Raw genomic sequence first — 20,498 nt, forward strand, 5'->3', positions numbered from 1 at the left:
GATTTCGACAATGCAGAACATCCTTACGCGGCACGAAAGGCATGTCAATAAAAATTGTGACACAGTTCACGGCAGATGTGTCCGATGGCAGAAGTGTTCGTTGAAATCTGTCCAGTGGTCCAGAAAATACGCAAAAAAGATATAACTTAATTCGCAGGGTCAATTGTCCAGTGGCGTTGTCGGCTGAGGCCGACGAGCACGGTGCGGACGGTGACTGCGCGCAGATCAGTTCCTGATGACGCGATAGGTCTCGAGACCGGGGTCGACGGCACCGCGGACGTGACCGGAGGGGCTCGCTGCCACGGCCTGGAGGAAGCCGATGGTCTCGACGGTGATCTCCTCGCCGGGCAGGACATTCGGAATGCCGGGAGGATAGGCAGCCAGCGAACTCACACTCACTCGTCCGACGGCTTCGGCGGCTGAGACGAGTTCGGAGTCAGCGAAGAATGCTTCACGCGGCGTCATCGCCAACCGGCCGGCTGTCGGCAGCGGAGGCAGTGCCGTGCGCACGGAGACTCGTCCGTCGCCGACAGCCGTGCCGGCGTCCGCGGTTTCGATGCGCAGTGTCTCCAGGGCATCGATGAGGCGGTCGATGTTCGGGGACTTGCCGATGCCGATGAGAGCGACGAGAGTGGTCGCTGTCGACATCTCGGGGAAGATGTCGAACTCTTCGGCCAGGCGTTTGCGGACGGTGTGTCCGTCGAGGCCGGTGGCGGTGATGTCGATGGGCAGGCGGAACGGGTCGATGTCGACCACGTCGGGGTGGCCGAGGAACTCGCCGGACAGCAGGTGATAGCGGTCGGTCGCCTCGATCTGCGCGCGGATGTGGCGGATGTTCTCCAGCGACTCCGTGATCGCCTCGGTCGAGGTCATGAGCTCACGGCGCGCCAAGTCGATCGAGGCCATCAGATGCGCGTTCTCGCTCGTCGAAGCGGTCATCATGAACGCTCGAGCCAGCGCCGGTTCGAGCCGATCGGCGAATTCGGTGTCGCCGAGGTGAAGGAGCGCGGATTGGGTGAGTGAACCGGCGAGCTTGTGAGTGCTCATGATGACGATGTCGGCACCAAGGGTCACCGGGGACGCCGGCAGGTCCGGGTGGAACCCGAAGTGGGCGCCCCACGCGGCATCGACGATGAGTGCGGCACCGGCTTCATGGGCCACCTCGGCGAGGGATTCGACATCGGCCACGGCACCGAAGTAGCTCGGGGTCACGAGGTAGACGGCGCTGACCTCATCGGGGTGGTTGCGGATCGCCCGGCGCAGCGAATCGGGGGTCACGCCATGGGCGATGCCGTTGACCTCGTCGACATTGGGGTAGACGAAACCGGGATTGAGGCCGGCCAGCACGATGCCGTCGATGAAGCTCGAATGCGCACTGCGCTGGGTGATGACTCCGCGGCCGAGGGTGCCGATGGCCAGTGCGGCCATCCGGTTGCCCTGCGAGGAGCCGTTGGTGAGGAACCAGGTGCGCTTGGCGCCCCAGGCCTCGGCAGCCAGGGCGAGAGCTTCGTCCTTCGGGGTGTCGGCACCGAGGTCGATGCCGTCGAAGAGTGGGGGGATGTCCAGGGAGAGGGTGTGCTCGCCGAAGAATTCGGCTTGACCGGCAGAGATTCCCGTTCGGGTGCCACCGTGTCCGGGGGTGGACAGGAACAGCGAATCGCGATTCGCTGCCTGTGCCAGGGCCTCGGCGTAGGGCGCGCGGGCCTGTTCCGGGTTCGCTGGGCCGATGGGGGTCGACGGCGCTTCCGGAGCTGGGGACATGGGGGAATCATGTTGGACGGTCATAGTCCCAGAGTAGGAAGCCGACCCTTGCCGGGAGAATAGCAACTTTCCTAAACTGCTCTATACACACTATTGAGCTGTTTGCGGGAGAATGATGGATCCACTGGATACAAGAGGACTCGTGGCTCTCCGTGCCATCGCCGATTCCGGCTCAGTGGCGGCTGCGGCCGCTGCCCTGGCCTGGAGCCAACCGACGGTCAACCATCACCTGCGCAATCTCGAGCGGACGTTGGGATCGACGCTCATCGTGCGCAGTCCCCGCGGTTCGCATCCGACCGCAGTGGGCAGCCTCGTCGTGGCGCGGGCGACGGAGATCCTCGGACTGTGCGATCGCCTCGGCACCGAAGTGGCCCTGTGGAGGGAGTCCCAAGCAGTGCCGGTCAAGATCGGGGCGGTGCCCACAGTCGGCGCCAGGCTGATCCCGCCGCTCTACCATGACCTGCAGAAACGGCCTCGTTGGCAGACCCGCGACGAGGCGGTGGCCGGAGCCGACGGAGAGGCCCAGGGCACTCACCCCGAGGCTCCGACCGCGGCCCTGGACGTGACGATGGACGAACACGCGGAACTCGTCTCGCGGCTCGAGGCCGGTGACCTCGACCTCGCGCTGCTTGTCTCCACCGACATCGACAAAACGTGGATCCCCGTATCACTCTCCGCCCGTCCCCTCTATTCAGAGCAGCTGAGCCTGTGCGTGCCGAAATCCATCGGTGCCATCGCCGTCGATGACAACGGTCTGCCCGATCTCACGGCCTTGGTGTCCCAGACCTGGGCCTTCAGCATCGACCCGGGTGACGCCATCGACGAGGTGGTCCGCTCCTTCTGCGTCGCTGCCGGGTTCGAACCCCGGGTGGGGATGCGCATGGACGACTATGCGGCCATCAATCGGATGATCTCAGCCGGACTGGCGGTGGCGATGATCCCCGAATCCTCACTCTCGACCGACCCGGACATCGAGATCATCCCGATGCCCCTGAGCGCCTGCCGTCGCGACGTGCTTCTCGTGTCCCGGGCCGCCCAACCGCGGACGACATCCCGCCGTGATCCGATCGTCGCCGCTCACGATTCCGCCATCGCCGAGGTGGTCGCCGTCATTCGTCGGGTCACCGCCCAATATCGGTGACCGGTGGACCCGCCTCGGTGAGGGAAGGAGAGGAAGGCACGGTCTTCACAGCGCCAGCAGGGCGGGCACGGTGAGGGCGGCGACGTAGTAGCCCATGAATTGGACTCCTGCGTGCATGCCGATGAATCGGTTGAACAGGCCCCCGACGAGTCCGACCGTGAGCGTCACTCCCAGGGCCAGCAGTCCGCCCTCATAAAGGCAGATGACGCAGATGAGCGAGGCGAAGCCGGCGATGATCGCCTCGTGGGAGACGGATCGCATCACCCAGGTCGCTGCCCGGTGGGCGTTTGTCATGACGAAGGGGTAGGCGATGACGATGGCGATGATCGCCGCGATCACGGCGAAGAGTGCGAACTGCCCGGTCGTGAGCAGGTCGTGGAGATTGTTCGTCTCTCCCGTCTCGGCGTCGAGCGTGTACACCGGCGGAGCGTTGAACAGCGGCGCAGCCGGACCGGCGGCCATCGGCGAAAGCGGCAGACCGATTGCGATGAGCGGAATGAGGGTCTCCGCGATGTAGGTCGACTCCGTAGTTCCATTCCTGACAGTGACGACAGTCGTCAGACGTTCGTAGCCGTTCTTGATTCGGCTGCCGACGATCTCGCCCATGAGCACGGCCATCGCCACAGGTGAGAACACAAAGGTGGCACTGGTGATCGCCGCTGAGCCGCTGGTGTAAGCGAGCTGCTTCCCACTCAGCGTCTTGAAGGGGTTGGGCAGACGCTTGCCGTCTCTCGAGCGCACGTCGGGAGCGAGGTTGAACTCCCGCTTTCCCTCCTGTCGCATTGCCCGGCGGCCAACAGGCGAAAGCGCTGAGAGGAGGTCGAAGATGAGCGGGCCGGTGGCGATGCCGAGGAAGAACGAAGTCGTGAAAGTCGCTTCCTTCTGCTCCATGATGAACGCCTGCAGGCCGACGATGATCAGAACGAAGGGAATGAGGGCGACGACCGCGGCCAGCTTTCCCTTCGAGGTGTAGGCGACTAGGACTGCAGCGGCGATGAAGATCCATGGGGCGGCGGCACCGATCGCGTCGGCGAAGGGGGTGAGCACGAGCGCAAAGACGATCGACAGCGGAACTGCTATCGCAACCGAGATGACACCACCGGAGATCGCTTTTCGCAATGCGATATGAGGAACACCCAGGGACCGCAGAAGTTGAGCTTCGCGCAGCATCGGCACGGCGGTGGTATCCCCCGGTATGCCGAGCAGCGTCGTGGGCACGGCGTGGGAGATGTGTTTGGCGATGATCGCCGCGAGGAAGAACGCGATGACGCCGGCCGGAGGAACGCCGATGAGTATCACCAGCAGCGCCAGTGGGGCAACGATCGCGGTTTCATCTGTGCCGGAAATCAACCCGATGCCGGTGAAGAGCACTCCGGCGAGGACCGCCATCCCGATTGCCCACAGAATGGGCTCGATGAGTTCTGCGCTCACTTGTGCCCGCCCTTCTCCTGAGCTCGCGTCTCGTGGTTTTCGACAAGAGCGTCGAAGAGGCCGAGGGCACGGACTTCTTCCTGGACCGAAGGGCCGAGTTCTCGTGGGTCGCCGAGATCCCCGTATTCGTCGACGATCTCGTTGATGATCTCCTGGCGATTCCGAGTGTCGGCGCCGGCAGTCGTGATCACGCGCTTCGGTTTGAATAGGAACCCGGCGATCACTGCACCGACGATGCAGCCGACGATGCCGACGAGCAGCGCATACGAGTGCCCCAGAGTTCCATCACCTCTGGAAGCAAAGATCTGATCAGCGATCAGGTAGGCCGGGACAGCGATCCCGACTCCGATGGCTATTCCACCGGTGAGGTGTTTGGGATCGACGGTGTCATTCCACACCTCGAGCAATTGCGGCATCATTGCCTGCCTTCTGTCGGCCGACGGTTGTCGGGAACGTGAACGGTGGGACTACCGGCTGAGGACAGCCGAGGGCGTGGCAGATGGGAGCGGGGTGCCGAGTTCGTCGCTCAGCCACTGACTGATGGCCGCCACGGCTTCGATATCGACTCCGGTCGAGATGCCGAGCCCGTTGAGCATCCAGAGGAGGTCTTCGGTGGCGAGATTGCCGGACGCACTGCGTGCGAATGGACATCCTCCGATTCCTCCTGCCGATGCATCGAACTGTCGTACTCCGGCCTGGAGCGCGGCGTAGACATTCGCGAGCGCCTGGCCATAGGTGTTGTGGGTATGCACGGCAACCCGTTCGATCGGAATCCCGGCGTCGATCAGGCTATCAAGGACGGCGGTCACATGACCGGGAGTAGCGGTCCCGATGGTGTCGCCCAGGCAGATCGTTGAGCAGCCCGCGTCGACCAGCCGTCGAGCGGCGGCGGCGACATCTGCCGGGTCGACCGACCCTTCCCAGGGATCACCGAACACCATCGAGAGGTACCCCCGCACGCGAAGACCTGCGGAAGTCGCGGCTCTGGCTGTTTCGAGACTGCGACCGGTGGTCACCTGAAGCGAATCGCCCAGATTGGCTCTCGAGAACGAATCCGTGACGCTGATGAAGACTGCGACATCTTTGGCTCCGGCCGCGACGGCATCATCGAGACCCCGCCGGTTCGGGACGAGAACCGGGAAAGCGAGGTCGGAATCCACATCCAAGCCGTCGAGAACCGATCGAGTATCAGCCATCTGGGGAACGGCTCGAGGAGAAACGAAGCTTCCGGCTTCGATGACCTTCAGGCCCGCACAGGCAAGACGCTGTATCAGCTCGAGACGGACCGCTGCAGGGAGTATGCGTGATTGCGACTGCAACCCATCTCGGGGGCTGACTTCGCAGATGCTGACTTCGGTCGGCAGGTCCGATTGGGTGATCTGCTGTGGAAGCTCCATCGTCACTGCGAACCACCCGATCGGAGTTCTTCGAGGATGGACTGGACCCGGTCGAAGCGGAATGCCTTCTCCTCGATGAGCCGATCCACGATGATCGCGGCTTCTTCGGCGTTCGCTCCGGCAGAGGCAGCGAGATTCTTGGCGTGCAGCGACATATGTCCGCGCTGAACTCCTTCGGTGGCGAGCACTCGCAGTGCGGCAAGGTTCTGAGCCAAACCGGTGGCGACGATCATCTCGGCGAGTTCTTGGGCCGTCGACACTTCGGCGATCTGCAGAGCCGCGCGTGCAGCGGGGTGCACCTTGGTGGCTCCTCCGACGAGCCCAACGGGCATCGGCATCTCGAGAGTCCCGACCAGGTCGCCGTCAGCGTTCTTCTCGAAGGTCGACAGGGATGTGTAACGGCCGTCGACGACCGCGTGGGAATGGGCGCCGGCCTCGGCTGCACGAGTATCGTTCCCGGTTGCAAGCACGACGGCGGAGATGCCGTTCATGATGCCCTTGTTATGCGTGGCGGCACGATAGGAATCGGCTGCGGCGAGTTCGTAGGCGTGGAGGATGTTGTCGATGACGCCTTCACCGCCGAGCAGCTCCTTGTCGAAGACCGCGCGGGCGCGTGACAGTCGACGGTCGGCTTTGTTGGTGAGGATGCGCAGAAGTGCCTCGCCTTCGGCGATGGCTGCGACGGAGCCGGAAACCGCTTCGGCCATGGTGTTCACAGCATTCGCCCCCATCGCATCTCGCACATCGACGAGAAGATGGACGAGCACGTAGGTCGAAGTCCGTGCTTCGACGAGACGAACCGTGAGGCCCTTGACCCCGCCACCGACTTCGACGAGCTTGGGGTCCTGAGCATTGGCCAGGTCGATGATCTCCGATTCCCGTTCAAGGATTCGGGTGCGCGCGGCGTGCGGATCCGCCACATTGATGAGCTGGATCTGCGCCTGCATGATGGGCTCACTCGAACTCGTGAAGAAGCCGCCCTGGGGGCGTGCCATTCGTGCAGCATTGCTGGCAGCGGCGATCACCGATGCCTCTTCGGTCGCCATGGGGACGAGCGCGTCGGTGCCGTTGATCGTGAAGTTGGTGGCCACGCCGAGAGGAAGCGAGAACACTCCGAAGATGTTCTCACTGAGATCGGCCGCATCCTCGGGGCCGAAGGAATTCGCATCGAGCTGCTGGAACAGTTCAGTGTCGAGCCCGGTTGTCTCTGCGACGGCCGTCCTGCGTTCGCCGACCGACATGTTTCGGAAATCGGCAATTCGGCTGTTCTCTGCCATCGTATTTCTCCAGTCAGGTCGTCATTGGCCGACAACGGCTGTCGGTCGGAGTTCCTCCGCAGAGAACAGTCAAGCATCGCAGCGCGACAGTGACCATGGCCGTTTCGGCCCGAATCCAGGACTGTCCATGTCTGTTTCGGACAGGGTGCTGCTGTGCTCGCATCGTGTGGAGTCCGCTCACGCCGCGTGGAGTCCCTCCCGCCGCGCGGAGCGCGCTCACCTCGGATGTGTGAGTCGGTCCAGACGCAGCGCCACTTGCAGACGGAAAGCGAACTCCGGGGCTCTCCACCCCTCGCCGAGGACCTGATCGACGCGCTCGAGGCGCTGCTTGACGGTGTTGATGTGCACCGACAGTGCGGCAGCGGTCCTGCTGATGCTCCCGTTGCTCTCGAAGTACACGCGGACCGTGTCGGTGAGCTCGGCGGAGTGCTTGCGATCCCAATCGCGGAGGGGCCCGAGCAGACGGTCGATGAATCTGCCCACCTGTTCCGGGGCCGTGCCGAACATCGCGGTATAGGGAGCGAAGTCCGCGGCCGGATGGATCCCCTCGTCGATGCCCAGAGAGTTGAGGATCCGCACACACGACCACAGCTCGTCTTCGACCACGGCCAGCTGCGAGCGGTCGCAGTCGGAGTCGGAGGCAACGACGAGGCACCCGCCCAGGACCTCCGGCTCTGCGCTGAGCCGCTTTAGGGACAGGCGAGAATCCGCGACAGAGCTGGGAACGAGGACGGTGAGGCCGGGGGAGCGCTGGGTGAGCAGGATGCGCGGTTCGATCCGGGCCAAGCGTGCACCGAGGTGCTCGTCGACTCCGGGACCCGCCTGGATCGTCATCATCCGCCACGGTCCGGCGAGACTGAAGTCGTTGAGCCGAGCACGGGCCTCGAGCTCGTCGAGGGACCGGGTCCCGGCGATGAGATCGACGGCGAGCTCCCCTCTGACCCGGTTCTCGGCGTCGGCCCGTGCCTGCGCGTTCATGTGGATGAGGGCCAGCGACTGCGCGGCCTGAGCGACGATGTTCGCATCGCCGGCGGCGGGGGCGGTGTGGAAGCGGACGAAGAGCCCGCTGTGCTGACGTCGATGTGAGGCCACCGAGGCGACGAGCAGGTTCTCGGCTCTCGGCACCTCGGCGCTGCGCCCGGTCTCCCTGCTGGTCTCCAGCGCAGTGAGGATGTCGGTCCTGTCCGCCTCGAGATCGGCGAAGAAGCTCGCCTCGTCGGAGAAGACGTGCTCGTGATCGGGGAAGTCGGGGGACTTCAGACGTGCGCTGTCGATGACGAGCACCTCGGCGCCGAGCATCGTGGCCACGGCTTCGGTGACCGCGGAGCCTCCCCGACCCTGGAGGACCAGTCGAGTCAGATGCTCCTCGACCTCGACGAGGCGTCCCAGCGTTGCGGCCTGAGCGGCGGCCGATTCCTCGGCCTCTGCGGAGCTTCGGGCCGCCTCGGCGAGCTCTCCCATGAGTCGCGCCGTCTTGAGCACCACCGAGGCGTGGTCGGCCAGGGCAGAGAGCAGAGTGATCTCATCTGTGGTGAATTCGTGCGCATAGCGGTTGGCGGCGAAGAGGGCACCGAGGACCTCCCCGTCGACGACCATCGGCACCCCGAGGAGCGACTCCATGCCTTCGGCTCTGACCGCGGAGTCGACCTGTCGCTCGTGCGGCAGCTGGGTGACATCGTAGTTCGAGGTCCACTGGGCGGCCCGGTCGCGCACGACCCGACCGGCCAGGCCGATTCCAGGAGGGACGTGCAGGGTCGTGAGCTGGGAAGAGATGGCTCCTCGACTGGCCTTGACGCGCAGCTCATCGGTATCCGGATAGTACTGGGAGAGATAGGCGATATCGCATCCGATGAGCGATCGGGCTCGGTCGACGAGCTTCTGGAGCAGCCGTGTCGTGTCGCGAACCCGGATGAGCTCTGAGGCGCTTTCGAGCAGGGCCGCTCGTTCGCGGTCCTTCTGCTTCCACCGGGTCATCGTGGCCGACAGGTCGACGAGGGCCTCGATGAGCTCAGGCGACTCACCGCACTGCTGTTCGAGGGCACGCCGGTCGATGGGATTGCCGCGGGACAGCCGACCGATGACCTCGGAGACGGAATCTGCGGAAACGGTCACTCGCCCACCTGTGTTCTCCACCATGGGCTCATTGTCTCAGTGCCTCTCAGTTCACTCGCAGCGCGTCGAGATCGGCGGTGGTGACCATGACAGAGCTGACTGAGCTTGATCGCGGCCTCAACCCGCCGCGGCCGAGGTCGTGCGCATCGAGTGACCGGCTTCCGTCCGTTCCCGCACGATCGGCAGCTCACACGTCGAATTCGCGACCTGACGGTAACCGGACAGGAACGTGTCGAGCCGTTCGATCGCCTCGCTGAGCACCTCGACCGAAGGCAGGGTGACCAGACGGAAGTGGTCGGGCTTCGGCCAGTTGAAGGCCGTGCCGTGGGAGACGAGGATCTTCTGCTCGCGCAGCAGATCGAGGGCGAACTGCTCATCGTCGGTGATGCCGAACTTCTCGACATCGAGCTTCGCGAACATATACAGAGCACCGTCGGCCCGGTGAGCCGAGACCCCGTCGATCGAGTTGAGCCCTTCGTGGGCGACCTGCATCTGCGCCCCGAGGCGACCGGTCGGCAGGACGAGATCGTCGATCGACTGCTTCCCGCCCAGTGCCGCCTGGATGGCATGCTGGGCCGGCACGTTCGAGCACATGCGCATATTCGCCAGCAGCTTGATCCCCTCGAGGTAGCTGTGTGCCTCCTCCAGCGGTCCGGTGATCGCGAGCCAGCCGGAGCGGTACCCTGCGACTCGGTAGGCCTTCGACAGTCCCGAGAAGGTCAGGCACAGCACATCGTCACCGGTCAGTGTGGCCATGTTGACCAGCTCGACGCCGTCGTAGGTGATCTTCTCGTAGATCTCATCGGCGAAGATCATGAGCCCGTGACGGCGGGCGATGTCCGCGATCTTCTTCAGCGTCTCCTTCGAGTACACCGCACCGGTCGGATTGTTCGGGTTGATGACGACGATGCCGCGGGTGCGTTCGGTGATGCGGGATTCGAGGTCGGCCAGATCCGGCTGCCAGGCGTCCTCCTCGGCGCACCGGTAGTGGACCGGTGTGCCGCCGGACAGTGCCACCGAGGCGGTCCACAGCGGGTAGTCGGGTCCGGGCACGAGGATCTCGTCCTCGGGATTGCACAGAGCCTGCAGGCTCAGAGTGATGAGCTCGCTGACGCCGTTGCCGAGGAATACCTCATCGGTGCTGAGATTGTGGATGCCGCGGGTCTCGTAGTACTGGACGACAGCGCGGCGGGCGGAGAGGATTCCCCGCGAATCCGAATAGCCCTGCGTGACCGGAAGGTTCGCTGAGATGTCCTGGACGATCGCCTCGGGGGCTTCGAAGCCGAACGGAGCGGGGTTGCCGATGTTGAGCTTGAGGATCGTGTGACCGGCGGCTTCCATCGCCTGGGCCTCTTCGAGAACGGGTCCCCGAATGTCATAGAGGACATTGGCCAACTTCGACGACTGCCTGAACATGTGAATCGTGGAACCTTTCATCCGATTGCTGCTACACCCACGCTAGGTCCCTCGCCGAGGCGGTTCTGACCACACAGAGGCCCGTTTCCCAGACCTTTGCCGGTGCCGGCGGATCGTTGTGCAGACCTTTCGGGGCTCGGTCTCACGATACTCCGGGGCACATCGTGGATTCGGGCCCGGTGTCCCCTGTGCCAAACGCACCCCGGGTGCGGCACCAGTGACTGTTCGAACTGTTGACCTCAGACGGCTCCGGGTGTCTCATTCAACAGATGATGAACAATTCGGTCGAGGTGCGCAGTCTCACGGTCCGCCGCGGTCGCAAGACCGTCATCGACGCCCTTGACCTCGACGTGCCCCGCGGAGCGATCGTCGGGCTCCTCGGACCCAGCGGCAGCGGGAAGACGACGCTCATGCGCGCCATCGTCGGTGTCCAGATCGTCTCCGGCGGGAAGGTGGATGTGCTGGGTCGTCCGGCCGGGTCCGCTGCCCTGCGCCACCGGGTCGGCTACATGACTCAGGCGGCCAGCATCTACGACGATCTGAGTGTGCGGGCGAATCTGCGCTACTTCGCACGTGTGCAGGGAGCGCCGAAATCCGAGGTCGATCGCGTGCTCGAACGCACCGACCTCACCGGCCAGGCCGATCAGATCGCCCGTACGCTGTCGGGCGGGCAGGCCAACCGGGTGTCTCTGGCCGCGGCGATGCTCGGTTCTCCGGATCTGCTCGTTCTCGACGAACCGACCGTGGGACTCGATCCGCTGCTGCGCGCCGATCTGTGGGAGCTCTTCCGTAGGCTCGCCGAGGAAGGGACGACGCTGCTGGTCTCGAGTCATGTCATGGACGAGGCGACGCGCTGCGATCGACTGCTGCTCATGCGGGAGGGCGCGATCATCGCCGATACGACTCCGCACGATCTGCTCGCCGGCACGGGGGCGGCCTCGGCGGAGGACGCCTTCCTCCGCATCATCGACAAGGACATATCGGCACCTGGTGCCTCCGGGCGCGGGGGCCGTTCCGGCACTCGTCTGCTCTCGCGAGAGGGCCGATTTCGCACTGACCGGGGACATGGCGCGAAGGCGGGAGGGCGGCGATGAACCCGCTGCGCACCCTGGCGACGACGGGACGCGTCCTCGTCCAGATCCGCAACGACCCGCGCACGATCGCTCTGCTGCTCATCGTGCCCAGCCTGCTCATCGGTCTCGTGGCCTGGATCTTCGACGAGACCGAGGTGTTCTCAACGATCGGGCCGGCGATGCTTGCGCTCTTCCCGTTCATCGTCATGTTCCTCGTGACGAGCATCGCGACCCTGCGCGAACGCCGCAGCGGAACCCTTGAACGGCTTCTGTCGATGCCTTTGGGCCGCGGTGACTTCATCCTCGGCTACACTCTGGCGTTCGGTCTGCTCGCCATTGTGCAGACGGCAGTGGCCGTCGGATATGCGACCATGATCTGCGGGCTCGAGATCGAAGGTTCGGTCGGGCTGCTCTTCGTCGTCGCGATCGCCGATGCTCTGCTGGGGACGGCCTTGGGACTGTTGGCCAGCGCGTTCGCCCGCACGGAGTTCCAGGTCGTGCAGTTCATGCCCGTCTTCGTCTTCCCGCAGATCCTGCTCGGCGGGATCTTCCTCCCGCGCGACCAGCTGCCCGAGGTGCTCGAGACCATCGGTGATTGGCTGCCGCTGTCGCACGCGATCGATGCGCTGAATGCGGTTTCGACCGGCGATGAGGATGATGCCTACATCTGGCTGCGGGTGCTCTTCATCGCCTGCTGGATCGTCGGTGCGATCATCGTCGGGTCGCTCACTCTGCGCCGTCGGACGCCGTGATCGGTTCGGTGCGGTCGCTGAGTTCGTAGTGTCGGCGACCCTCGCCGCGGATGAAGGCGAGGTAGCACAGCCACAGTGCAGCCACCCACAGCAGTCCGACCCAGAGGGCCGGACGTGAGTCGGGGACGATGCCGACCATGACGACGACGAAGACGATGAACGCCACGGTGATCCACGAGCCGAACGGCCACAGGGGGATGGGAAATTCGCTGGGCAGGCGGTTCTCCTGGGCGATCACGCGCTTCATCCGCAGGTGAGCGGCGAGGATGATCAGCCACACCAGCAGCGTCGCGAAGGTGGCCAGTGCTCCGAGCAGGAACAGTGCCTGGTCGGGATAGAGGTAGTTGAGGGCCACGCCGATCAGCAGTGCGACGATCATCGTGATCACCGTCATCACGGGCACGCCGTTGCGAGAGGTGCGGGCGAAGGATCGCGGTGCCTGACCTTGTTCGGCCAGACCGTGGAGCATCCGACCGGCACCGAAGACATCGGCATTGATGGCCGACAGGGCGGCAGTGATGAGAACGACCTGGAGGATGGCCGCCGCTGCTGTGAAACCGACGGAGTCGAAGATCGCGACGAAGGGGCTGGTCTCGGACGTGATCTGGTTCCACGGCAGGATGCACATGATCACGCCGAGGGTGAGCACGTAGAAGAGGAGAATGCGCACCGGCACCGAGTTGATGGCGGCGGGGATCACCCGCTTCGGGTTCTGCGCCTCACCGGCGGTGACTCCGATGATCTCGACGCCTCCGAAAGCGAACATCACGATGGTGAATGATGAGAGCAGCCCCCAGAACCCGTGCGGGAGGAAACCGCCATGGTCGACCAGTGCCTGCGGTCCCATCTGGTCGTGGTCGGCGATGCCGAAGCCGAAGACGATGATGGCCACGCCGGCGGCGATGAGGACGATGATCGCGATGATCTTGATCAGCGCGAACCAGAATTCCAGCTCACCGAAGATCTTGACGCCGATCATGTTGATCGCGGCGATGAAGAAGACGACGGCCAGCACCCAGATCCACCGCGGCACGTCGGGGTACCAGAACCCCATGTACACGCCGATCGCTGTGGCGTCGAAGACGGCGACGAGGATCATCTCGAAGGCGAAGGTCCACCCGACGAGGAAGCCGGCGAAGGGGTGAAGATAGTGAGAGGCATACTGGCCGAAGGAGCCCGAGACGGGGTGCCGGACGACCAATTCGCCGAGGGCGCGCATCACCATGAAGACGGCGGCACCGCCGATGATGTAGGCGAGGAGCACTGCCGGGCCGGCGGACTGGATCGACTCCGAGGAGCCCATGAAGAGCCCCGTGCCGATGGCTGAGCCGAGGGCCATGAATCTGATGTGGCGGGCAGTCAGGCCTCTGCGCAGACCGACGTTCTCTCTGCCGCCGTCGGTGTGTTCATCCGTGGGCACTGCCTCGCTGCGATCCTTGTCGGCTGGAGCCATCGGTGTCTGCTGTCCTCTTCTCTCGACTGCCCGTGGCCACCTGCCCGTTCGATCGACGGGCCAGGCTTCACGGCCACCTCAGATTCTCACACCGAGAGGGCCGCAGAGTACGCGCCCTGGAGCAAAGAGTCAGAGATCTCAGAAACTCGAGTCGGACAGCCGGTGCCGGCGAAGTCCTCGGACCGGAGGTGACGCTCTCGGTGCACTCAGGCCGTCTGCCGATCGCTTGAGAGCATTCCGAAGACGAGGGTGTCGGTCCATTCGCCTTTCGACCACCAGTCCCTGCGCAGGTGCGCTTCCTGTCGCATGCCGATCCTCTGAGCCAGTTTCGCCGAGGCGGTGTTTCGGGCATCCATCTGCGCGAACACCCGGTGGAGTCCGTAATGGTCGAAGGCGAGGTTGAGGACCGCGATGGCCGCTTCGGTGGCGAAGCCGTGACCGGCGGCGGCCGGATCGAGGATCCACCCGACCTCGGCCTTCTCCTCGCTGTCGTCGGCGAGCCAGATCGCGATATCGCCGATGACTCGTGACCCCTCGAGCGAATCGAGGCCGTCGGCGGTCTCGATGACCAGGGCCAGGGCACGCGATTCTGTTTCGAGTCCCGTGCGGGGGAGGCGTTTGGCGACCTCGGTCTCGGCCACCTCGGCGGTCCAAGGCTCCTGGAGGAGGAACCGGGAGACATCCTCGCGGGAGTAGATGGGAAGGTGCGTCTTGGCATCGGACTCGCGATACGCGCGCAGAACCAGTCGGTCGGTGGTCAGGGGCAGATCCAGCGGGTCCATGGGCTCACTGTGCCAGGCGAACCTGTGAGTGGGACGGACGATGCCGGACGCTTCGCTGGGAGCGTCCGGCATCGTGCGCGGTTCAGGCGGGGAGGATCCCACGGCGCTTGGCCATGCGGATCAGAGCCGATCCGCCGATGATCGCGGCCACGCCGAAGAAGACCGCGGCTCCGATCTCGACGCCGGTGCGCGGCAGGGTTCCGCCGCCACCGCCGGCCAACCCCGGGCCTTCGCCTCCGCTGCCGGAGCCGGCATTGCCTTCGCCGCCTTCGCCGCTGCCATTTGCGCCGGATCCGCCACCGGCGGCATCGGCATCATTCGAGTCGTTGGAGTCCTCGGATGCGTTCGAGTCCTGAGAGCCTGCCGAACTGTCATCGCCGCCGGTATCGGACGAACCTGAGGCAGTGGCAGAACCGTTCGCATCATCCGTGCCCGCCGAGTCGTCATCGCCGTTCGCATCGTCGCCCGGGTCGCCGGGCACTTCGGCCTCGGGGTCGAGTCCCAGGCCGTCGGCGATCGTAAAGTGCATGTCCGTCTGATCGGTCAGTCCGACGACGTTGGCGGCACCCGGTCCGTAGGCGGCGATGCGCAGCTGCGTGCCTGTGTGGCCCTGCGACTCCTCTTCGTCTGCGGTTGCGTAGTTCATCGTCATATCGGTTCCGTCGGCGGTGGTCAGTGTCCGGGTCAGACCCGGAGTGTCCGAACCGGCGGAGACGATCTGGCTCGTGTGGGCGTGGTCGGCGGTCGTGATGACCAGAGTCTCGCCGTCCTCTTTCGCGAAGTCGAGGGCGGCCTTGACCGCTTCGTCGAGGTCGACGGTCTCACCGATCTGACCGCACGGGTTCGCGGCGTGATCCTCCTTGTCGATGCTTGCTCCCTCGACCTGGAGGAAGAATCCATCGTCGTTGTCGAGCAGGTCGACGGCCTTGTTCGTCAGCTGATCGAGCTTCGGCACACTCGAGGTGCGCTCGGGGTTGTTCTTGCATTTCACGGCCGGTTCGGTGCCGCCTCCGTGGGTGGCCTTCGGACCCTCCCAGCGAACGGGGAAATTGCCCTCTGTGAAGAGTCCGAGCACCGGCGAATCCTGGTTCGCCTCGGTGAGGGAATCGAGTGAGTCGGAATCATCGACGAGCTGATAGCCGCGATCTTCGGCCTGCTCGAGCAGCGTCTGGTCCTTCCAGTCACCGGCGGTGGCCTTCTGTTCGAAGGAGGCCGAGCCGCCGCCGAGGGTGACATCGGCACGAGCGTTGATGATCTGCTCGCTGATTGAACCGAGCCCACCGTTCTCCAGCGCCTCATCCGAGCAGTCCTCGCTTGTCTCTTCCGGCCCGTAGCAGCCGCGGAGGCTGATGTGGGTCAGCTGCGCGGCCGGTGTCGCGTCCTGGATCTCCGCGGTCGAGACGTCGCCGGTCTTCATTCCCTTCGCACGGGCCATTTCGATGAGGGTCTTGTGCGGGTTGCCCTTGCGGTCGATACCGAGCGCCCCGTTGTAGGTCTTCGTACCCGAGGACCAGCCGGTGGCGCTCGCAGCGGAGTCGGTGACGTAGTCCGGCTTGCCGGTGTCCTTGTCCACCGCATAGGTGGTGTACTGCCCGGTCATCGGCAGTGCGTCGAGACCGTCGAAGCGTCCGTGGGCGCCTTTCGCATAGTTGCGGGCGGCGGTGATCTCGGAATCGCCCATGCCGTCGCCGATGAGGAGGATGACGTTCTTCGCGCCGGAGTCCTCGACCGCGTCGCGGATGGCGTCGGTGTTGTCACCGTCGAGCTGGCGGGCTCCGCCGGGTTCGTCGATTCCCGAAGCCTGGGCGGGGCTTGCGACTCCGAAGAGCGCGAAGCTGAGAGCGCCGGTCGCCGCAGCGATTCGCAGGGTTCTCCTGGCCATGTGCCGTCCTTTCGTAGAGAAGCACACAGACGTTCACCGAAGATGCGGTCCGAGCCGTACCGACGGCAGGGCTCGGACGAGCGCGTGAGCGTCTGTGTGCGAGCAGACGGCTTCCAACTTACTCAGCTTTCTCACAAAGTGAGTGGAGGGAATGTGAAGCCTGAGTTAACTCGCAGTTCTGTGTCGTCGCTTCGTGTCATTCCCGGTTGCCAGCACGGTGGAATTTCCATTCTTTCGTCGTGAGATCCAGTGACAAATGGCACCCCGCACTCGGTGACAAATGGCATCAGCGCACGCGAGCGCTGATTTCTAGTGTGTGAACATGACTTCACAGACAACGTCCCACACGCCCGCTTCGGCCGTTCCGGTCCACCGCGGAGCCGTCACCGCCTCCGCAGTCGCCCTCAACCATCTGACGAAGAGCTTCGGCGGCATCACAGCCGTCAACGATCTCGACCTGACGATCCGCCCCGGCGAAGTCGTCGCCTTCCTCGGACCCAACGGAGCAGGCAAGACGACGACGATCGACATGCTGCTCGGCCTCAGCCGACCCGATGCAGGAGACGTCGAGATCTTCGGCATGCCGCCTCGGCGAGCCGTGTCTCTCGGCTACGTCAGCTCGGTCATGCAGACCGGCGGCCTGCTCGATGACCTCACCGTCCGCGAAACCGTCGAATACACATCCGCGATCTTCGCCTCTTCCCTCGACACCGACCTCGTTCTCAAACGTGCAGGAATCGCCGAAATCGCGAACTCGGTCGTGAAGAAGTGCTCGGGTGGGCAGAAGCAGCGTCTGCGCTTCGCCATGGCGCTCCTGCCCGACCCTGCCCTCATCGTCCTCGACGAACCGACGACCGGGATGGATGTCACCGGCCGCCGCGACTTCTGGCACCAGATGCGAGCTGATGCGCTGACCGGCAAGACGATCCTCTTCGCCACCCACTACCTCGAGGAGGCCGACGAGTTCGCCGACCGCGTCATCCTCATCGCAGACGGGAAGGTCGTCGCCGACGGTTCGGCCCATGAGATCCGCGGCATGGCCGCAGCGAAGACTGTGAGCGCGACCCTGCCGCTGACCGACGGCGAGCCCACCGCCGAGGCGGGCGTGGCCGAACTGGTCGACCTCCTCGGCGGCCTGGCCGGAGTCGAATCCATCGACGTGCGGGCCAGACGCCTGAGAATGCGCACCACCGACTCCGATGCGGCCGCGAAGATGCTGTTCGACAACGCCTGCACCGACCTCGAGATCACTTCTCACTCCCTCGAAGACGCCTTCATCAGTCTCACCGCGAAAGGGGCATGACATGTCCACCCAGCCATCGACTCAACCGGCCGGATCCTCGAAGGTGCGTACGGCACCGGGGGCCGCCTCGGCGAGGTTCCTCTCCTCCCTCGACGACCGCAGGATCCCTCGCTTCGGCGGATTCTCGGCCACCCTGCTCCGGCTCGAGCTGCTGCGGAAGCTGCGCAACCGGCGCACGCTCATCTTCACGATGATCATGCCTGCGGTCTTCTATCTCATCTTCGGCCTGACGAACAAGGACGAGATGCTCGGCAGCACGAATGCCGCGCTCTACATCTCCGTGTCCCTGGCGACGTACGGAGCGATGATCGCCACGACCACCGGCGGTGCCCAAGTCGCGATCGAACGGGCACTTGGGTGGAGTCGCCAGCTGGCGCTGACGCCGCTGCGCCCGGCGGCGTACATCCTCATCAAGGTGATCGTGTCCATGGTCCTCGGCGCGGTGTCCGTCATCGTCGTCTTCGTCCTCACCGCGATCACCGGCGTCCATGCGCCCCTGACAACGCTCGTCTCCTCCGGACTTCTCGTCATCCTCACGTCCTGTGTCTTCGCGGCCTTCGGCGTCATGCTCGGTTATCTGCTGCCCGCCGAGAACGCGATCCAGGTGGCCAGCATGGTCCTCGGCATCCTCTCCCTCATCGGCGGACTCTTCGTCCCGCTGGAGATCTGGCCGGACACCCTGCAGACCATCGCCCGCTTCACTCCGGCCTACGGAGTCGGCGAAATCGCCCGCGCACCGCTGGGCGGGGGTTACGATCATTGGGCGATCGTCAGTGTCCTCGTCTGGCTTGCGATCTTCGTCGCAGGATCGGCCCTGGCCCTGCGCCGGGACACCTCGCGGGTGTGACGGCCGACCACGTCACGGGCGGCAGGGGACGCGCGAACCCAACGATCACGTCAGGAGCACAGTGACCGCGAACGACACCACCGGCGGGGCGAGGGCAGGGTCCTCGCCCGCCGGGCTGCGCCCGCTGAACTTCATGAGCTGGTTCTTCCCGTTCTTCTGGCTCGTCTTCCTCTCCTATCCGCTGGCCGCCTCGCTGCGGCTCGACGGGGCACAGCGGTTCTGGGGCGTGAGCCTCACGGTCGCCTTCGCAGTCGTGTTCTACCTCGGCATGATCGCCGGCGGCATCGGTCTGGGCACCTTCGTCCGGACGATGCGCGACCCCCGTGCTCACCGCACACGACTGGCCCTGATCGTCGTCAATGCGGCGCTCATCATCATGATCGCCATCACCGTCGTGGCCGTTCCCCTCGTCGGCGAGGCGGCACTGTCGTATCTGGCCTATATCTCTGTGATCGCTGTGGTGTCCGTGCGGCGGGTGGTCCCCGGACTCGTCATCGCGGCCTCGACGCTCATCGTCGCCGAGGTGGCCCAACGTCTCGTCCCCGGGTGGAGCCACGATTGGTCGGCCACCTTCGGGATCTCGATCTCCGGGTTCGCCATGGTGATGGCACTCATGGCCGGTGACCGGTCCAGAGCGGCTCGGCAGGCGGAGGAGGAGAACCGCCGTCTGGAACGCGAGACCGAACGACTGCGCGTGTCCCAGGTCGTCCACGATGTGCTCGGCCACTCCCTGACCGTCATCGCGCTCAAAGCGCAGCTGGCGGCGAAACTCGAAGCCGCAGGGTCCCCCGATGCGGCCCGGCACATCGCCGAGATCGAGGAGCTCGCCCGTGGTGCGCTCGCCGACGTTCGCACCACGGTGCAGGGAACGCGCACGATCTCTTTGGCCGAGGAACTCGTCGAAGCAACCCGGGCGCTGCGGGCCGCCGACATCACGGTGGAGGCTCCGACCTCGGTCGATGTCGTCGATCCCCGCCTGCGGGAACTGTTCGCGTGGAGTCTGCGCGAAGGAAGCACGAACATCCTCCGGCATGCCCGGGCGCAGCGGGCGACGATCACCCTCGAAAGGCACCGTCTCATCATCAGCAACGACACCGCCGGCCGCGGCGATCCCACGCACCCGGCCACGACGCTCGACCTCGGCGAAGTGGGGGCCGGGACCGGGCTGCGGGGCCTGCGGGAGAGAGCTGCGGGTGTGGGGGCGCGAGTGCGCACTCGGAAGTCCGATGCCGGATTCGACCTCGACGTTGACGGAGGTGAGGCCCGTGACGACGCTGCTCATCGCTGACGACCAGACCATGGTCCGCGAAGCGCTCGCCGCCCTGCTCGGTATGGAATCCGACTTCGAAGTCGTCGCGCAGTGCGCCCGTGGCGACGAAGTCCTGCCGGCGATTTCGAAGACCCGTCCGGACGTGGCGCTGCTCGACGTCGATATGCCCGAACCCGACGGACTGAGTGTCGCCGCCACGCTGCACAAGGAGTTTCCCCAGGTCAAGGTCATCATCGTCACGACCTACGGACGTCCCGGATGGGTCAAACGGGCCTTGGACGCCGGGGTCAGCGGGTTCATGGTCAAGGACGCTCCGGTCGACCACCTCGCCGACGGCATCCGCCGCGTCATGTCCGGAATGTCGGTCATCGACCCCGAACTCGTCGTCGAATCGACGATGCATGGGTCCTCCCCGCTGACTGCCAGGGAGACCGATGTGCTGCGCACGGCCGCGGACGGGGCCAGCGTCGACGAAGTGGCCGCGACGCTCCACCTCTCGACTGGCACCGTGCGCAATCGTCTGTCCTCGGCGATCGGGAAGACGAATGCCCGCAACCGTGCCGATGCCGCGCGGATCGCCGAGGAGAACGGTTGGCTGTAG

General features: G+C 65.0%; 17 protein-coding genes. 7 read left to right on the plus strand and 10 right to left on the minus strand.

From position 1 onward, the window contains the following. Positions 1-225: 225 nt before the first annotated feature. The gene (locus ACQE2J_RS01280; protein WP_425120104.1) at positions 226-1,761 is read right to left on the minus strand and encodes an aminotransferase class I/II-fold pyridoxal phosphate-dependent enzyme; all 1,536 of its coding nucleotides are present in this window, start codon (positions 1,759-1,761) and stop codon (positions 226-228) included. 142 nt (positions 1,762-1,903) lie between these two features. On the opposite strand from ACQE2J_RS01280, the gene ACQE2J_RS01285 reads away from it, so the two are divergent. After that, positions 1,904-2,902 (plus strand): LysR family transcriptional regulator, encoded by a 999-nt coding sequence (locus ACQE2J_RS01285; protein ID WP_425120103.1) that lies wholly within the window; start codon positions 1,904-1,906, stop codon positions 2,900-2,902. A gap of 45 nt (positions 2,903-2,947) precedes the next feature. On the opposite strand, the gene ACQE2J_RS01290 is transcribed toward ACQE2J_RS01285, so the two are convergent. From ACQE2J_RS01290 to ACQE2J_RS01315, 6 genes are all read right to left on the minus strand, one after another. Beyond that, entirely contained in the window at positions 2,948-4,333 is a 1,386-nt protein-coding gene (locus tag ACQE2J_RS01290; RefSeq protein ID WP_135537778.1) for a tripartite tricarboxylate transporter permease, read from the minus strand. Next, positions 4,330-4,752, minus strand: a complete 423-nt coding sequence (locus ACQE2J_RS01295; RefSeq protein ID WP_135537779.1) for a hypothetical protein — start codon at positions 4,750-4,752, stop codon at positions 4,330-4,332. The genes ACQE2J_RS01290 and ACQE2J_RS01295 overlap by 4 nt, the downstream gene beginning before the upstream one ends. A gap of 48 nt (positions 4,753-4,800) precedes the next feature. After that, complete coding sequence (locus ACQE2J_RS01300) at positions 4,801-5,730, minus strand: hydroxymethylglutaryl-CoA lyase (RefSeq protein ID WP_425120102.1); 930 nt, start codon at positions 5,728-5,730, stop codon at positions 4,801-4,803. Between the two features lie 2 nt (positions 5,731-5,732). Further along, positions 5,733-7,007 carry a hydroxymethylglutaryl-CoA reductase, degradative gene (locus ACQE2J_RS01305; RefSeq protein WP_135537781.1) on the minus strand — a complete coding sequence of 425 codons (1,275 nt, stop codon included), beginning with the start codon at positions 7,005-7,007 and terminating at the stop codon, positions 5,733-5,735. A 216-nt stretch (positions 7,008-7,223) separates the two neighbouring features. After that, positions 7,224-9,143, minus strand: a complete 1,920-nt coding sequence (locus ACQE2J_RS01310) for a helix-turn-helix domain-containing protein (protein ID WP_426936927.1) — start codon at positions 9,141-9,143, stop codon at positions 7,224-7,226. Between the two features lie 93 nt (positions 9,144-9,236). Further along, positions 9,237-10,535 (minus strand): pyridoxal phosphate-dependent aminotransferase, encoded by a 1,299-nt coding sequence (locus ACQE2J_RS01315; protein ID WP_425120099.1) that lies wholly within the window; start codon positions 10,533-10,535, stop codon positions 9,237-9,239. Positions 10,536-10,804: 269 nt separating this feature from the next. Here ACQE2J_RS01315 and ACQE2J_RS01320 point away from each other — a divergent pair, with 269 nt between their 5' ends. Both ACQE2J_RS01320 and ACQE2J_RS01325 read left to right on the plus strand, forming a co-directional pair. Then, positions 10,805-11,629: an ABC transporter ATP-binding protein gene (locus ACQE2J_RS01320; protein WP_426936928.1), complete on the plus strand. Its 825-nt coding sequence runs from the start codon at positions 10,805-10,807 to the stop codon at positions 11,627-11,629. Continuing rightward, positions 11,626-12,360 (plus strand): ABC transporter permease, encoded by a 735-nt coding sequence (locus ACQE2J_RS01325; RefSeq protein WP_135537784.1) that lies wholly within the window; start codon positions 11,626-11,628, stop codon positions 12,358-12,360. Before ACQE2J_RS01320 ends, ACQE2J_RS01325 begins: the two co-directional genes overlap by 4 nt. On the opposite strand, the gene ACQE2J_RS01330 is transcribed toward ACQE2J_RS01325, so the two are convergent. From ACQE2J_RS01330 to phoA, 3 genes are all read right to left on the minus strand, one after another. Beyond that, the gene (locus ACQE2J_RS01330; RefSeq protein ID WP_135537785.1) at positions 12,335-13,813 is read right to left on the minus strand and encodes an amino acid permease; all 1,479 of its coding nucleotides are present in this window, start codon (positions 13,811-13,813) and stop codon (positions 12,335-12,337) included. The genes ACQE2J_RS01325 and ACQE2J_RS01330 overlap by 26 nt on opposite strands. A gap of 206 nt (positions 13,814-14,019) precedes the next feature. Then, complete coding sequence (locus ACQE2J_RS01335) at positions 14,020-14,595, minus strand: GNAT family N-acetyltransferase (RefSeq protein WP_135537786.1); 576 nt, start codon at positions 14,593-14,595, stop codon at positions 14,020-14,022. A gap of 82 nt (positions 14,596-14,677) precedes the next feature. Beyond that, the gene (gene phoA / locus ACQE2J_RS01340) at positions 14,678-16,477 is read right to left on the minus strand and encodes an alkaline phosphatase (RefSeq protein ID WP_135537787.1); all 1,800 of its coding nucleotides are present in this window, start codon (positions 16,475-16,477) and stop codon (positions 14,678-14,680) included. A 322-nt stretch (positions 16,478-16,799) separates the two neighbouring features. Between phoA and ACQE2J_RS01345 the strand changes: the two genes are divergently transcribed. The 4 genes from ACQE2J_RS01345 to ACQE2J_RS01360 all read left to right on the plus strand — a co-directional run bounded on the left by ACQE2J_RS01345 (position 16,800) and on the right by ACQE2J_RS01360 (position 20,498). Then, positions 16,800-17,780, plus strand: coding sequence for an ABC transporter ATP-binding protein (locus ACQE2J_RS01345; protein ID WP_425120094.1), 981 nt, complete (start codon positions 16,800-16,802; stop codon positions 17,778-17,780). Position 17,781: 1 nt separating this feature from the next. Continuing rightward, complete coding sequence (locus ACQE2J_RS01350; protein ID WP_425120093.1) at positions 17,782-18,627, plus strand: ABC transporter permease; 846 nt, start codon at positions 17,782-17,784, stop codon at positions 18,625-18,627. 61 nt (positions 18,628-18,688) lie between these two features. Further along, a complete protein-coding gene (locus ACQE2J_RS01355; protein WP_426936929.1) occupies positions 18,689-19,915 on the plus strand; it encodes a sensor histidine kinase in 1,227 nt (408 codons plus the stop codon). After that, positions 19,893-20,498, plus strand: coding sequence for a response regulator transcription factor (locus ACQE2J_RS01360; RefSeq protein ID WP_426936930.1), 606 nt, complete (start codon positions 19,893-19,895; stop codon positions 20,496-20,498). Before ACQE2J_RS01355 ends, ACQE2J_RS01360 begins: the two co-directional genes overlap by 23 nt.

This window comes from Brevibacterium sp. LE-L, from assembly GCF_050214925.1.
Taxonomy (GTDB): Bacteria; Actinomycetota; Actinomycetes; order Actinomycetales; family Brevibacteriaceae; genus Brevibacterium.